A 14518-nucleotide genomic window follows, 5' to 3' on the forward strand; every position below is an offset into this window, starting at 1 on the left:
GGGGCGAAGCGATCGAATTCCCAGACGGCGCGGGTCAGCCCATAGGCCAGGCCCGCGATCGGGAGGGCGGCCACAAGCAAAACGGGAAGTGGAATGCGCTTCAAAACACCCATGGGAGAGTTCCCCTGAATTTTAAATAGAACGTGTCAGATGTTAATGCTGGGAGATACACTATAGCCCTTTGGTCCAAAAAATACAACGTTTATCAGGAGGTCATAACCATTGCCTATTTATGAAATACCTGCTACAATCGGAATCTGTTAGCTTGGGAACTTCCGTTTCGACCTTCTACGGGAAAGGTCTTCCATGATCTCTTTTCGACTCGCGGTTGCGGCGCTCTTGATTTCCGGCGCCGCGCACGCCGAAGTATTCCGTGTGGCCATAGATGCCGGCGCCGCCGCGCCGGATGGAGCGACCTGGTCCACGGCGTACCCGACCATACAGGCCGGCGTAAACGCGGCCTACGACGCGGGCGGCGGCGAGGTCTGGGTCGCCGCGGGGGTCTATTCCGGATCGGCGGGCGATCCCCTGAGAAGCGACAACACCCCGGCGGGGGACACCACGGTGATCCTGCGGGAAGGCGTCTATCTCTACGGTGGCTTCAACGGTTCCGAGAACGCTCTGGGCCAACGGGACTGGATCGAGAACCCGACCGTCATCGACGGCCTCGACCTGCGCCGGGGCATTTTCAGCACCGCCATTCCCCTCGGGAAAGCGGCGGTCGACGGTTTCGTCATAAGGCGGGGCCGCGCCAATTTGGGTGCGGGCATGTACAGCGACCAGTCCACGCCCTTTATTGCCCACTGCCGCTTCGAAGACAACCATGCAACTCTTCATGGCGGGGGGCTCTACGCCGATGCGTCCGCGGATATACTAAGTTTCTATTACGGGATAGATCCCGCCATCTGGGACGTGGAGTTTCGGGGCAACTCCGCCGCGATTGGCGGTGGCGGCGTGTATTCCATGAGCGAATGGTTGCTCTTTGAGGACTGTCTCTTTTTTCGGAATCAGGCAGCGATCGGCGGCGCGTTTTACGATGGGGGCACGGGCACGTCGTTCAAACGCTGTACCTTCAAGGAAAATACGGCGGCGGATGTGGGCGGCGGCTATGCCTTCGAAGGCGAAGCGAGCACCGAATTCACCAACTGTATTCTCGGCAACAATAGCGCGGGCGTCGCCGGCGGCGCGATATACCACGGCGGACACCGCGTGTCCTTGACCTACTGCACCGTGGCCCACAACACGGCGCCCCAGGGCGGGGGCGTATACGGCGATCCGGCCTTCCCCCTCATCTTAAACAGTATCCTGTTCGCCAACGGGGCCAGCAATGTGGTGGAAAACACCGTCACACCCTACAACACGCTGGCCTCCAACGTGGAACAGAAGACGCCCGACGAGAGTCAGGGACGTATCGACGGGGACCCGAATTTCGCCGATGGCCCCCTGGGCTTTTTCGGGCTTCGCCCCGGGTCACCCAGCCGCGATGCCGGCATCAGCGGTTGGGCGGCGGAAGTGGGCGGCTACCATCTCCAGACTATCCCCATCTGGCGGGAGCTGTCTGAAGACATCGACGCCAATGAACGTCCCCAGGGCGTTGGCTTCGATATGGGGGCCTACGAAATCCACCCCTTCGCCGCCGAGGGAGATTCCGATAACGATGGGTTGCGCGACACGTGGGAGCAATACTATTTCGGGACGCTGGGCCGGGACGGAACGGGTGACTTCGACGGGGACGGACTGACCGACCTGGAAGAGTTCCTCCTCGGCACGAACCCATTGGAAAAGGACACGGACGGCGACGGCTTCGACGATAAGGTGGAGCGTGATGCTGGGTCGGACCCCTTGGATCCGGATAGCACACCCTCCGAGATAGTCGAATTTCCAGACGCGGGCCTGGAGGCGGCGGTGCGCGCGGCGATCGGCAAGCCGGCGGGCGATATTCTGAAAACCGATCTGGTGGGGCAGGGCTTTGTGTCGCTCTCGGTAACCGACGCCTCGATTAGCGATCTAAGCGGACTGGAACACTGCACGGACCTCACGTTCTTGCGGTTGGACAGGAACGAGATTGCCGATATTGAAGCGCTCAAGCCGTTGGTGTCTCTGCGGACACTAGCGCTGACCGGCAATGCGGTATCCGACCTGACGCCCCTCGCGGGGCTTGCCGAGTTGAGCTTACTTCAACTTGGGGTCAATGCGATCTCAGACCTTGCGCCTTTGTCAGAACTTTCGGCACTCAGAACCCTCGGGCTTCTCCATAACGAGATTTCGGACCTGAGCCCGCTCGCGGGACTCGATTCGCTGGAGCAACTGACTATATCGCATAATGCGTTGACAAGTATCCAGCCGATCAGCAGCATGTCCGGACTCACCAAAGTCGACATCGCGAACAATGATGTCAGTGACTTGGAACCGCTGGCCGCCCTTTCCAATCTGAATACGCTGCAGGTGGACCACAACGTCATTTCCAGTCTGACGCCCCTTTCCGGCCTCACGAAGTTGAGCTATCTCTCGGTCTATGGCAACGATATTTCGGACATCAGTCCCCTCGCGGGGTTGGGCCAACTCGCGACCTTCAATGCGGGCGACAACGCCATTTCCGATCTTAGCGCCCTGGAAAACCTGACGGAACTCACGTTTCTCAATGTGCTGGCCAACAACATTGTGGATCTCTCGCCCCTGTCGGATCTCGACAAATTGATCTTCCTCGGACTCAGCGCCAACCCGATAGCGGATGTCTCTCCGCTGGCGGGCCTCGTAAATCTGGAACAATTCTATATTCGCGACTGCGGGCCGCTGGATTTCTCGGCCCTTTCCGGGCTTGTGAAACTTCGTTCCTTCGACGCTTCGGGCAATGGTGTTGGCGATATCGCGTTCGTGGGCGGCATGACCAGCTTGACAATACTCACCCTCTCCAACAACGACATCCGCGACATTTCGGCCTTAGCAGCATTGATTAACTTGGCGGAATTGCGACTGCAAAAAAACCCCATATTTGACATAGACACCCTCGTGAATAATCCGGGTCTTGGTACGGGTGACCTGATTGACCTGACTTTTACCCCGCTGACCCAAACGGCCCTCTGCATCGACATTCCCGAACTCATCGATCGCGGTGTCGATGTGCATTTCCTCACGGGAACCGGTAGTTGCGGCGATGACCTGGATGGCGACGGCCTTGCCGGGGCCTATGAGTTGTATATTGGCACACGTCCCGACCTCGCGGACACGGATGGGGATGGCGTAAATGACGGCGACGAAGTTCGCGCTGGCACCGACCCGCTCGTTCCTGACAATGTCGGCGAAGGCGAGGGAGAGGGCGAGGGAGAGGGCGAGGGAGAAGGCGAGGGAGAAGGAGAGGGAGAAGGAGAGGGAGAAGGAGAGGGAGAAGGAGAGGGTGAAGGTGAGGGTGAAGGTGAGGGTGAAGGTGAAGGTGAGGGTGAAGGCGAGGGTGAAGGAGAAGGTGAAGGAGAAGGTGAAGGGGAAGGTGAAGGGGAAGGTGAAGGGGAAGGCGAGGGTGAAGGAGAAGGTGAAGGCGAGGGCGAAGGAGAGGGTGAAGGAGAAGGAGAAGGAGAAGGTGAAGGGGAAGGTGAAGGCGAAGGAGAGGGTGAAGGAGAGGGTGAAGGAGAAGGTGAAGGAGAAGGTGAAGGGGAAGGTGAAGGCGAAGGAGAGGGTGAAGGAGAGGGCGAGGGTGAAGGAGAGGGAGAGGGCGAAGGAGAGGGCGAAGGAGAAGGCGAGGGAGAAGGAGAAGGAGAAGGTGAGGGAGAAGGAGAGGGTGAAGGAGAGGGCGAAGGAGAAGGCGAGGGAGAGGGCGAAGGAGAAGGTGAGGGAGAAGGAGAGGGCGAAGGAGAGGGCGAAGGAGAGGGTGAAGGAGAGGGTGAAGGAGAGGGTGAAGGAGAGGGCGAAGGAGAGGGCGAAGGAGAGGGCGAAGGAGAGGGCGAGGGAGAGGGCGAGGGAGAGGGCGAGGGAGAGGGCGAAGGAGAGGGAGAAGGTGAAGGTGAAGTCCTGATACCGGAAGCCAACTTTGTTGCCGATACGACGCGCGGTCGAGCACCCCTTACGGTAGCGTTTACCGATCAGTCCTCGGTGGACAGCGGTCTGATAAGTCGCTGGTATTGGGATTTTGGTGACGGTGGAACGTCCGAAGAGCAACACCCGACCTACACCTATCAGCGCCCCGGAAACTACACCGTTTCACTTTGGGTCTACGCGGAGGATGACGATACGGGCGACGAACTCATCCGGAAAAACTATATTAACGTGCAAGGGGGCGGAGGAAATGGTCAGGGGCGACGCCAGATCGCGCAGGCCCTCCTGGGCAACCTGGTCGCGGCGGATCTTGATGGCGACGGGAGTTTGAGCTTCGACGAGGTCAGGGCCGTTCTCGGAGACTTGTCCCAGGCGGAATTTGACGATATCGACACCAACGGCGACGGCTATCTGGATGTTGGCGAACTAGAGGCCGCGTTGACCCCGTCGCCTCCCCCCGGCTGCGCATTCGGAAAGCGGGGCGCGGATTGGTCACGCATGCTCAGCGACGCTTTCCTGCTCGGCCTCGCGCTCGTCGTGTTGGTCGGATGGCGCGGAGGACGGCAGGGCTCGTAATGCTATCAAGTACTGTAAGGCGTCGGTTGGAATGGGAATGGCCGTCAAGCGTCCTCGCTTGACACGCCACCCCGCCAGGCCGCCACAAAGGATCGCGGGCATTCCTGCCCGCGGCAACGGAGGCCCCGGACAACCCAATACCGCGTAGTTCAATTTCACACCACACCCCCGTGCCACGCGATCGCGCTCCAGCGCGTTCGTGTGCCCGGAGCAACACAAGCCCACATCTCACCATTACCACCTCACACGAGCGGCGCAAAGTCGGATTGGGCATCCCGCCAGGCCGCGTCCCCGATAATCCACCCCTCACCGCCCCACCAGCCCATAAAGGCGCTCAAGCTGAACCTGGAGCGCCCCGGGCTTGCCGTGTTTCGCGTCGAGAAACGCCTTATACAGCCGGATAGTCCGCGCGGGACGCCATCGGGGGAAGAGCACGACCAGGGGGTTGTGCTCATAGTATCCGCCCCAATGCGCGATGGCGCGGGCCTCGGCCGGGTGGCGCGCCTTCCAGTCGGGCCGGGAGCGGTCAATGGCGACGCAGGCGTCCCCCAGGCGTGGAATGACCTCGTTCTCCAGGTAGGGCGCCCACACCGCGCTCTGCGTGTAGGAAAGCAAGATCCACTGCCCGGCCCGCCAGGCGCGGCGGAGCTGCCATCGTATGGTCAAGCTGCGGTAAACGTAGCGCAGGCCTATTGCCGGAAGCAGGATCAGCATAAGAAGCAAATAGAGAGGAAGGATGATCGCGAGAATGACCCAGTCCGGTAGGCGACGTGCGCGGTTCACTATCCTCTCCTCTCTACAGTCCCAATCCTCAACATCCTTCAACCAGAGTATGCATACGCGCGCCGCCGGGTTCCTCCTTTTCCACGAGCGTGATCTATACTGACCCCACAACAGGAACGCCTCGGAGGGAACGCGCAAATGAACATCGATGTCTTGTACGTGGAAGGCTGTCCGAACTACGCCGCCGCGCTGACCATGGCGCGGGAGGCCGCTGCCGAACTCGGCGTGAACGCGGACATTCAGGAGGTCCTAGTCCGCGGTCCGGAAGAGGCGCGCGCCATGCATTTCCTCGGCTCGCCGAGCATCCAGGTCGACTTCGAGGACATCGAGCCGGGCGCGGGGGAGCGGACGGACTTCGCCTATGCCGCCCGCAGCTACGGCGGCGCGCCGCTGCCACCGCGCGCAATGCTCGTCGCGGCCATCGCGCGCGCGGCGGGCCTGGAGCCAAACGAGGAGACCGAGTCCGCCGCCGGCAGCGAGGAGGGGCCAGCCGAGCACGCCCCGGCGCGAGCACCGGGCGAGGCGCGGGTCATCCCCACGCCGATCTGCCCCGGTTGCCTGTCGTCGCTCGTGCGGCTCGGCATGCACAAGCCCACCGCCGTGGCGCACAACTATCGGGGCCGCGAGTACTACTTCTGCTGCCGCGATTGCGTGGATCTGTTCGAGCGTGACGCCGAGCGCTACCTCCTGGAACTCAAAGACCTGATCGTATGCCCTGTATGCCTCGGCGAACGCTACCTCCGGTCGGCGGGCCTCGCCGTGGTCGACGGCGTGAGCTACTACACCTGCCGCTCGCCCCGATGCCAGGCCTACCTGGCGGAAGCGCCGGAATTCTACATGAAACGGCTCGCCGGAACAGTCAAAAACCAGGGCGTGCGCGATCACGACGGCATGCCGCTGGGCTGACGGATCATAGCCCATCGCCCGGTTTCGATTAGACTTTTGCGCGGCCCATTGCCTATCCTACCCGTTTCCAGATTGACCCGGATCCGGCCCGCGTTGAGGGGCTGCGCCTGTATCGCCCGCCGATCCGCCCGACGCCACGAGGTATCCCATGTCCCACCGCCTGTTTTTTGCCCTCTTGATCGGCCTGCTCACTTCCGCCGCGCCGCGCGCCGAGCAACTGGACCCCATCGCCCCGGGCGACGCGCTCGCGACCATCGTGGTTCCGGAAGACGTGGAGATTCAGCTCGTGGCGTCCGAGCCTATCGTGGAGGATCCGGTCGCCCTCGCGTTCGACACGGAAGGGCGCATGTACGTCGTGGAAAATCGTGGCTACCCCACCGACGAAACCCAGCGGGGGCGTGTGAGCATCCTGCGCGACCGCGACGGCGATGGCTGCTACGAATCCCGCACGGTCTTCGCGGAAGGCTTCGGTTTTCCCAATGGCGTCATGCCGTGGAAGGGCGGCGTGCTGGTGACGAGCGCCCCGGCGGTCTACTTCCTGAAGGACACCAACGGCGACGACATCGCGGATGTGCGCGAGGAATTCCTTACGGGCTTCAAGCTCGGCGGCTCCACCCAGCTCTACGTGAGCCACCCCACCCTCGGGCTCGACAACTGGCTCTACTTCACCAATGGCCTGAGCGGGGGAGAGGTAACCGATCCCCTGCGCCCGGACGCGGCCCCGGTAAGCATGGGCAACGACGACCTGCGCTTCCACCCCATCACGCGCGCCATGGAAGCCGCCACCGGACGCGCGCAGTTCGGGCAGTCCTTCGACAACGACGGCCACCGCTTCGTGTGCACCAACCGGAAACACATCTCCCAGGTCATGATCCAGCGGGCGGACCTGGCGCGGAACCCCTACGCCGGGATGCACGAGGTGGAGGACGAGTTCGCTGGGCTCGGCAGCGAAACCCGGCTCTACGCCCTCTCGGACGCCACAACCACCGCCTATTCCCACGCCGGCACCTTCACCGCCGCGTGCGGCCTGGTCATCTACCGGGGAACGGCTCTCCCCGCGCCCTACCACGAAAACGGCTTCACCTGCGACCCCACCAGCAACATCGTGCACCGCACAATCATCGAAGATCGCGGCGGCCCCGCCTACCACGGGCGGCGCGGGCGCGAGGGTGTGGAGTTCCTCGCCAGTACCGACAACTGGCACCGCCCCGTCTTCCTGGCCAACGGCCCCGATGGCGCGCTTTACCTCTGCGACATGTACCGCAAGACGATCGAACACCCGCAATACCTGCCGAAGGACGTCGCGGCCATCACCGACTTTGACAGTGGCAAGGGCCTTGGCCGCATCTACCGCATCGCCGCGAAGGCCAGCGACAAACCTCGCCGCTTCGTGGCGGACGCTGCCGACGCCACGGACCTCGTGGCCGCCCTGGCCCACGAGGACGCCTGGCAGCGCGAATCCGCGCACCGCCTCCTCCTGACCGAGGCCACCGCCGACGAGGCCCTCCTCGGCAGTTTGCGCGAGGCCGCCACGAAGAGCGCCAGCGTCCACGCCCGGCTGCACGCCCTCCACCTGCTCGACGGCCATGCGGCCCTGGATGAACCCACGCTGCTTGCCGCCCTGGCGGATGCGGAACACGCCGTACGGGAGCGCGCGGTAACGCTCGCTCGCCCGCGCCTGGGGGACTCCGCGGCCCTCCGGGAGGCGACTGCCGCGGCGGCCTCCGATGAACACGGTCGCGTGCGCTACGCCGCCGCGCTGGCGCTGGGCGACCTGTCCGGCGACGACACCGTCGCGCCACTGCTGGAAGTCGCGCGGCGAGGCCTGCCGGATAAATGGACCCGGGCCGCCGTATTGACCGGCATACGCGAAAGGGAAGCCGCGTTCGCGCAGGCCTTCGTGGCCTCGGGCGCGGGTTCCGAGGCCGAGGCCCTGCCCTGGCTCGATCCGCTCGCCCGGATGGTCGCCCAGAGCCAGCCCAAAGAAGCGGCCGGCGCGCTGCTCGGGCAGATGCTGGCCGAAGGCGCGCCCCTGGAGGGCGCCGCGCTGCTCTCCGCGCTCGAGGGCGCGGCCGAGGGCATCCGGCGCAACAGCGCATACGACCGAAATGTTGCCCCGCTCGCGCACCTGGAAGCCCTGGCGGGCGAGGCTGGCGTGGCGTCCGGGCTGGAAAGCGCCCTTGCACGAAGCCAGGCCGTGGCGGCCGATCGCGGCGCCCCCGCCGTGGAACGCCTGGCCGCCGTCCGCCTGCTCGGCTACGGCAGCTTCGACCAGGCGGGCGCACTACTCGCCGACCTGCTGCACCCGCGCGAAACGCAGGACATGCACCAGGCGGCTGTGCAGGCCCTGGGCATGATTGCCGACCCGCGCGTGGCGGAACTGCTGGCCTCCCGGGAAGCGTGGGGCATGTTCAGCACCCCGATTCGCGCCGCGGCCCTTTCCGCGCTGCTCTCCCGCCCCGAGCGAACCGCCATTTTCCTCGACGCGCTGGAAGCCGGCAAGATCGCCCCGCAGACCATCGACCCGATCAGCCGGCGTCAGCTGGAAAACCACAAGGACGCGGCCCTGAAGGAGCGCGCAAGCGCCATCTTCAGCCAGGTGCAAACCACCGACCGCACCGCCGTATACGAGGAGTACAAGAGCGTCTTCACGCTGGATCCGGATCCCGTTTCCGGGCGCGAGGTCTTCAAGAACCACTGCGCGAGCTGCCACCGCTTTCAGGAGGACGGCTTCGACGTCGGCCCCGACCTCACGGGCATCCGCAGCCAGCCGCGCGAGTCGATCCTGCTGCACATCATCAAGCCCAACAGCGAGGTATTGCCCGGCTACGAAAACGTGCTGGTGGAAACGCGGGATTTCGAGTCCTTCTCCGGGATTATCGTGTCCGAAAACGAGAGCACGGTGACCATCCGGAGCGCCATGGGCGTGGAAAACACGATTAACCGCGAGGACATCGACGCCATGACCTCGGGAAGCCTATCGTTGATGCCTGAAGAGCTCGAAAAAGCCATGACAAAGCAGGAGATGCGCGATCTCATCGGCTTCCTCAAGGGCGAAGGCCTGCAGGCGCAACGCTGAGCCCGCGCGCTACACGTTGAGGTTCGTTTCCACCTCGCAATCGGGCAGCTGCGCCTTGAAGCGGCGGATCCCCTCGACAGAGATGTTGTCGCAACCCTTGATCCCGACTTTCTTCAGCGTGCGGATGCCCGCAAGCTCCAGAAATCCCTCGGTGGTTACCTCCGTGTACGCAATCCCAATCTCCTCGATGCCCGGCATCAGCCGGAAACCGGCCATCGACGCGTCGGTGATCTTCGTGCCCTCGAACCAGGCGCGTTTCAGTGACTTGAGCGACTGGAGCGATTTCATGGACGCGTCGGTGAGGCCCGTGTAACTCAGGAACAGATGCTCCAGATTCTGGTGCTTTGCGATGTGCCGGATCCCCTCGTCCGTAATGCCGGGCGTGTCGTCCAGGCTGAGAAACGTCAGATTCTCCAGTGGTGGCAGGTCAATCAGCCACGCGTCAGTCAGGTCGGCCCGGTCCGCGTCAATGCCCGTCAGGTACTGCTGCCGCCCGATGAACTCCCGCCCGGTTTCGCCAAGCTCCGTGTCGATTATGGACACGTCCCGCAGCGACGTAAGCCGGCGGAGCATCCGGTAGCCTTCCGGGCCGATAGGCGTGTCGTCGATACTGAGCACGAACAGTCCGGTGAGGTGCGCGATATGCGACAGGTCCGCATCCTGAATCGCGCAGCGGTTCATGTTCAGCGCCTGGATGTCGTTCGGGCCGAGACGCCGGAGCGCCGGCAACTGCGCAATCTGACCGGGTGCGATCGTCAATTGCACTTCCTTCCCGGCGGGAACCCTCACCCGGCCCCGCGCCTCGCCGAGAGATTGCCACGCGCTCGCGGCGCGGCCCAGCGGGTCCGTGGCGAAGCGCCAGTCCCGCATGACAAGGGTTCCCACGCTCGCGTTCTCCGGAAAGCGGAGCACGCGCTCGCCCGGCGCGGGCATGGTGGCGATGGAAGGCGGGATCGGGGCTTCGTAGGCGCTGTAGAACGACCACGCCGTCATGCACACGGCCAGCGTGAAGCAGAGCACGATCCCGCGCTTGAGCGCCTCGGGGGAGAGGATCGGCTTGCGCGCCTTCTTCTCCTCGGGCGCGGCCTTGCCCTCCCGCCGCCACAGCGGGATCTCGGCCCGCAGTTGCGCGCCCCGCGGATCCTTGTGCACGATCGTAATGTGATCGCACAAGAGTTCCGCCTCTTCCTCATTTCCCAGTCGCGCCAGGCACATCGCCCGGTTCAACATGATCTCGGGATCGGACTTGTAGGACAGCGACAGGTCGTCAAACACGCGCAGCGCCTCGGCCCACCGCTCCTGGCGGTACAGTTCCTGCGCATCCCGAAACCGCTGGATCGTCTTCTGATCGTGCATGGGGTCTCCCAACCTCAATCCGCGCGCGGCCCGCGCATACGGATTGCCCAATTCACACTGCATTGCCTGGACGTAGTATCGGCAATTCAAGCCCCAAAGTCCAGCACCGACGCCCGGGCCGAATTCGAACAGATGGACGTCACCCAGACGCAGTACAGGCGCTCGCTTCAAGGGAATCCAGCCCGATGGAGCGCCGGCATCCCTGCCGGCAGAGGTGTTGAAGCCAATCCACGCCATACGCCGGGACATACCCTCGAACCTGGCTCTACTGCCGTAGGTTCGGTCGCACTCGCCGAAAATCATACGCAACAGCCCCAAGTCGAATCCCAATAGATGGTCGTTCCCCAGCCCCACTGCAACGCTTCCGTTCAAGTGAAATGAGCCCGATGGAGCGCCGGCATCCCTGCCGGCCAGGATCAAGAAGCTCGGCCGCGCCCAGTGTGCTACACTGTCGCCGTGAACGCATCTGGCAGGGTTCAAAAAGGGGATTGCCATCATGGCCCTTCCGAAAAAAGTGTTGGTAGTGGATGACGACGAGAGCGTGCGCCTTTTCGTCGCGGGGATTATGGAGGCCGAGGGCTGGGAAGTGATTGAGGCCCTCAACGGACAGCAGGCCCTCGATCAGGCTGAATCCGAGCAGCCCGACCTCATCGTGCTTGACGTGAACATGCCGGTAATGGACGGCTTCACCGCCTTCAAGCTGCTCCGCGAGTCTCCCTTTACGGGGACCATCCCGATTATCATGTTGACCGCGATAAACGAGGAGGAAGGGACCAGCTACGACCGCGGTCGCATGGAGGAGGAGTTTGGTGTCGACGGTCCCAATGCCTTCGTGGACAAACCGGTGGACGCCGTGTTCCTCCTGCAAAGCGTGATGGGGGTCGTCGGCTGATGGCCTCCATCGACGTCGTCGTGCGGGAGGGCGACGCCATAGCCCGTTACCCGATCCCGGAATCCGGTCTGACCGTGGGGCGTGGCGACGAATGCGACATCGTGTTGAACTCCCGGCACGCCTCCCGCGTTCACGCCCGCATCTGGCTCGAGGCCGGCGCGGTGCACCTCCAGGACTTGGGCTCGCGCAATGGCGTAGAAGTGAACGGCGCGCGCGTTGAGTCCTGCGTGCTCGGCGAAGCGGACAAGGTCCGCATCGCGGGCGCGGAAATCGCCATCGCACGCGGAACGGAATCCGGCTTCGGCCGCGCCGCCATCAGCCGCGAGCAGGCCTCGGCTCTCCAGCAATCCATCATGCGCGATGCCGGCGATGCGCGCCTCCTGGTGCTCTACGACGCCGCAAAGCTGCTCGGCGAAGTCTTCGATCTCGACGAGCTGCTGGACAAAATCCTGGCCCTGATTTTCCAGGCGCTTCCGGTCCGGCGCGGGTTCATCCTGACGGCAAGGGAGAGCGATCGCGCGCCGGAAGTGCGCGCCTCCCGGATGCTGGAGGCGGGCGAATCCGGCCTCCCGCTCAGCCACACCCTGATCGAACACGTGTTCGCGAACGCCGAGGCCATTCTCACGCTCGACGCCCAGGCGGACAGCCGCTTCGGCCAGGCGGAGAGCATCATGGGCCACGACATTCACGCCGCCATGTGCGCACCGCTGCATGGGCGCGCGGCGGTGGCGGGCGCCATCTACGTCGACACGGGCAACACCGCCTCGCCGCTTACCGAGCGCGATCTGGAGCTCCTCTCCGCCATCGCGCAGGTGGTGGGCGTCGCCGTCGAGAACGCCAGGCTCTACCGGGAGAACGTGGAGCGCGAGCGCCTCGCCGCGCTCGGCATGGCCACCGCCGGCCTCGGACATTGCATCAAAAACATCCTCACCGGCATTCGCGGCGGCGCGCAACTGGTCAACATGGCCATCGAGAAGCAGGAACTCCGCTACCTGAACCGGGGCTGGCCGATTCTCCGCGGCGCCATGGCGCGCATCGACATGTTGGTGATGAACATGCTTGTGTTTTCCCGCGACCGCGAGCCCGAACGCATCGCGACGGACATCAATGCGCTGATTCACGATGTTATCGCCCTCTTCGAGGAGCGCGCCGCGCGCTACAAGGTCGGGATCGCCTTCGAGCCGGACCCCGTCGGAATGGCCACCGTGGATCCCCAGGCGATCTACCGCGTGCTGGCGAACCTGGTGGTAAACGCGGTCGAAGCCTGCGAGCACAACGGCGGCGCAATCGAGATCGCGTGCGTCTGCGCGGAAGGCGGCTGCACCATCCGCGTGCGCGACACCGGCATCGGCATCCCGGCGGAGTTGCTCCCGCAGGTCTTTCAGGCCTTCGTGAGCGGGAAGGGCAGTTCCGGTACCGGCCTCGGGCTCGCGTGCAGCTATAAGATTGTTCGCGAGCACGGCGGCGATATCCAGGTGCGGAGCGATCCCGGAAGCGGGACCGTGTTCACTGTTTTTCTGCCCGAAGGCAACGCGGAACCGCCCGCGCAGAGAAAGACGACCATACAACGCCGCCAGCGAGAGGATAATGCCAGTGTGGAATAGACTGAAGTCGTGCACGGCGCGCATGGGCGCGGCTATCGCACCACGGCAATCGCATTTAAACCCGATCGCGGCATTTGGACGTAAACTTGAGTTGATTTGGAGCCTTGAATCAATGAAAGTGAGCGTGTTGGAGCGCCGGCATCTCTGCCGGCAAGGATGCCAGCGCTCCAACACGCGCCCTTTTCAACATTTCAGCTGGTTTGTATGGCGCTCGGCTCGGACAGGAAGCTTAAATGCGATTGCCTTGGCTATCGCGCTGCTCGCGCTCGGATCCGGGTGCGGCAACATGGAGGACAGGCAGGTGCGGGCGAATGCGATAAGCAAGGGCACGGAAGCGGGGCTGGTCGCCGTCCAGGCGCCGCCGCCGGAATTGTCCGGGTGCGCCGTCGTGGAAGGCGGCGTGCTGGTTGTGGAGGACGAGGCCATCGGCGCCGTGCTCTTCTGCCCCGATACCGCGGCGCGCCCCCTGCCGCTGCGATCCGTCAAGCTGGAGCGAAAGAAGAAGGATCGCGCCCCCTTCGCGGACCGCGACAAGCTCTTTCCCGTGCAGGATTTCGAAGACATCGCCAGCGACGGGCGCCGCGAGGTGTTCTTCATCGGCTCCCACAATGGAAAAGACGGGGAGCGCCGCCCGGACCGCGAGTTTCTCATTCAGGCGAAATGGAGCCCGAAAGACGCCGAGCTGAAGGTTTCGGGCGAGGCCTACAACCTCCTGGACCGGCTGGCGCCCGCGCTGGAGGAGAAAGGCGTCCCCCTCGGGCTGACCCGCGAGAACGTCGTGGACGCCCTGAACTTCGAAGGGCTGGCCTACCATGACGGGCGGCTGTTTATCGGCCTGCGCGGGCCGCTCGCGCCCACCGGCGGAGCCCTGATCTGCGTGGTGGACGCCGAAGCGGCCTTCGGCGGAAATGGGCCGCTCAACGCCGACATTCTCGTGCTGGATCTCCGCGGCGCGGGCATCCGCGCGCTGGACTGGGACCCCGTGGAGAACACCCTGCTCGTGATCAGCGGACCCTCGGTAGACGGCGGTGGGGGGCCGGTGGCGCTGTGGCGCTGCGATGCGAAAGGCGGCGGCCTGGTCGAAGTGCACGCGTTTGACCCGGCGGTCGCCCGGAAAAAACCGGAAGGCGTCTGCCGCTTACCCGCCGATCAAGGCGGAAACCTGATGGTCGTGCTCGACGGAGACGGGGAAAGCCACGTCTCCGAAGTGCTCTTCCTGCCCGGCTGACGACCCCGCCACACGCATAACGACCCCCACCACCCCGAACTCGTTCCCACGGTCCTCCACCCCGAACT

Annotated in this window: 8 protein-coding genes; 6 read left to right on the forward strand and 2 right to left on the reverse strand. The window is 64.0% G+C overall.

Features of this window, described 5'->3' with window-relative positions; translation table 11 throughout:
• Positions 1 to 306 precede the first annotated feature (306 nt).
• On the forward strand, positions 307 to 4602 hold the full coding sequence (locus tag KF886_13440) for a PKD domain-containing protein (protein MBX3178358.1): 4296 nt from the start codon (positions 307 to 309) through the stop codon (positions 4600 to 4602).
• A 306-nt stretch (positions 4603 to 4908) separates the two neighbouring features.
• Here the strand turns inward: KF886_13440 and KF886_13445 are convergent, their stop codons facing one another.
• Entirely contained in the window at positions 4909 to 5385 is a 477-nt protein-coding gene (locus KF886_13445; protein MBX3178359.1) for a hypothetical protein, read from the reverse strand.
• A 138-nt stretch (positions 5386 to 5523) separates the two neighbouring features.
• On the opposite strand from KF886_13445, the gene KF886_13450 reads away from it, so the two are divergent.
• Positions 5524 to 6291: a YHS domain-containing protein gene (locus KF886_13450; GenBank protein MBX3178360.1), complete on the forward strand. Its 768-nt coding sequence runs from the start codon at positions 5524 to 5526 to the stop codon at positions 6289 to 6291.
• 148 nt (positions 6292 to 6439) lie between these two features.
• Positions 6440 to 9370, forward strand: a complete 2931-nt coding sequence (locus KF886_13455; GenBank protein ID MBX3178361.1) for a c-type cytochrome — start codon at positions 6440 to 6442, stop codon at positions 9368 to 9370.
• A 9-nt stretch (positions 9371 to 9379) separates the two neighbouring features.
• Here KF886_13455 and KF886_13460 read toward each other — a convergent pair whose 3' ends face one another.
• Positions 9380 to 10726, reverse strand: a complete 1347-nt coding sequence (locus KF886_13460; GenBank protein ID MBX3178362.1) for a tetratricopeptide repeat protein — start codon at positions 10724 to 10726, stop codon at positions 9380 to 9382.
• A gap of 496 nt (positions 10727 to 11222) precedes the next feature.
• Between KF886_13460 and KF886_13465 the strand changes: the two genes are divergently transcribed.
• From KF886_13465 to KF886_13475, 3 genes are all read left to right on the forward strand, one after another.
• Positions 11223 to 11618, forward strand: a complete 396-nt coding sequence (locus KF886_13465) for a response regulator (protein MBX3178363.1) — start codon at positions 11223 to 11225, stop codon at positions 11616 to 11618.
• Positions 11618 to 13222 (forward strand): FHA domain-containing protein, encoded by a 1605-nt coding sequence (locus tag KF886_13470; protein MBX3178364.1) that lies wholly within the window; start codon positions 11618 to 11620, stop codon positions 13220 to 13222. Before KF886_13465 ends, KF886_13470 begins: the two co-directional genes overlap by 1 nt.
• Before the next feature lie 244 nt (positions 13223 to 13466).
• The gene (locus KF886_13475) at positions 13467 to 14450 is read left to right on the forward strand and encodes a DUF3616 domain-containing protein (protein ID MBX3178365.1); all 984 of its coding nucleotides are present in this window, start codon (positions 13467 to 13469) and stop codon (positions 14448 to 14450) included.
• The last annotated feature ends 68 nt before the right edge of the window (positions 14451 to 14518 follow it).

The organism is Candidatus Hydrogenedentota bacterium (genome assembly GCA_019637335.1).
Classification (GTDB): Bacteria; Hydrogenedentota; Hydrogenedentia; order Hydrogenedentales; family JAEUWI01; genus JAEUWI01.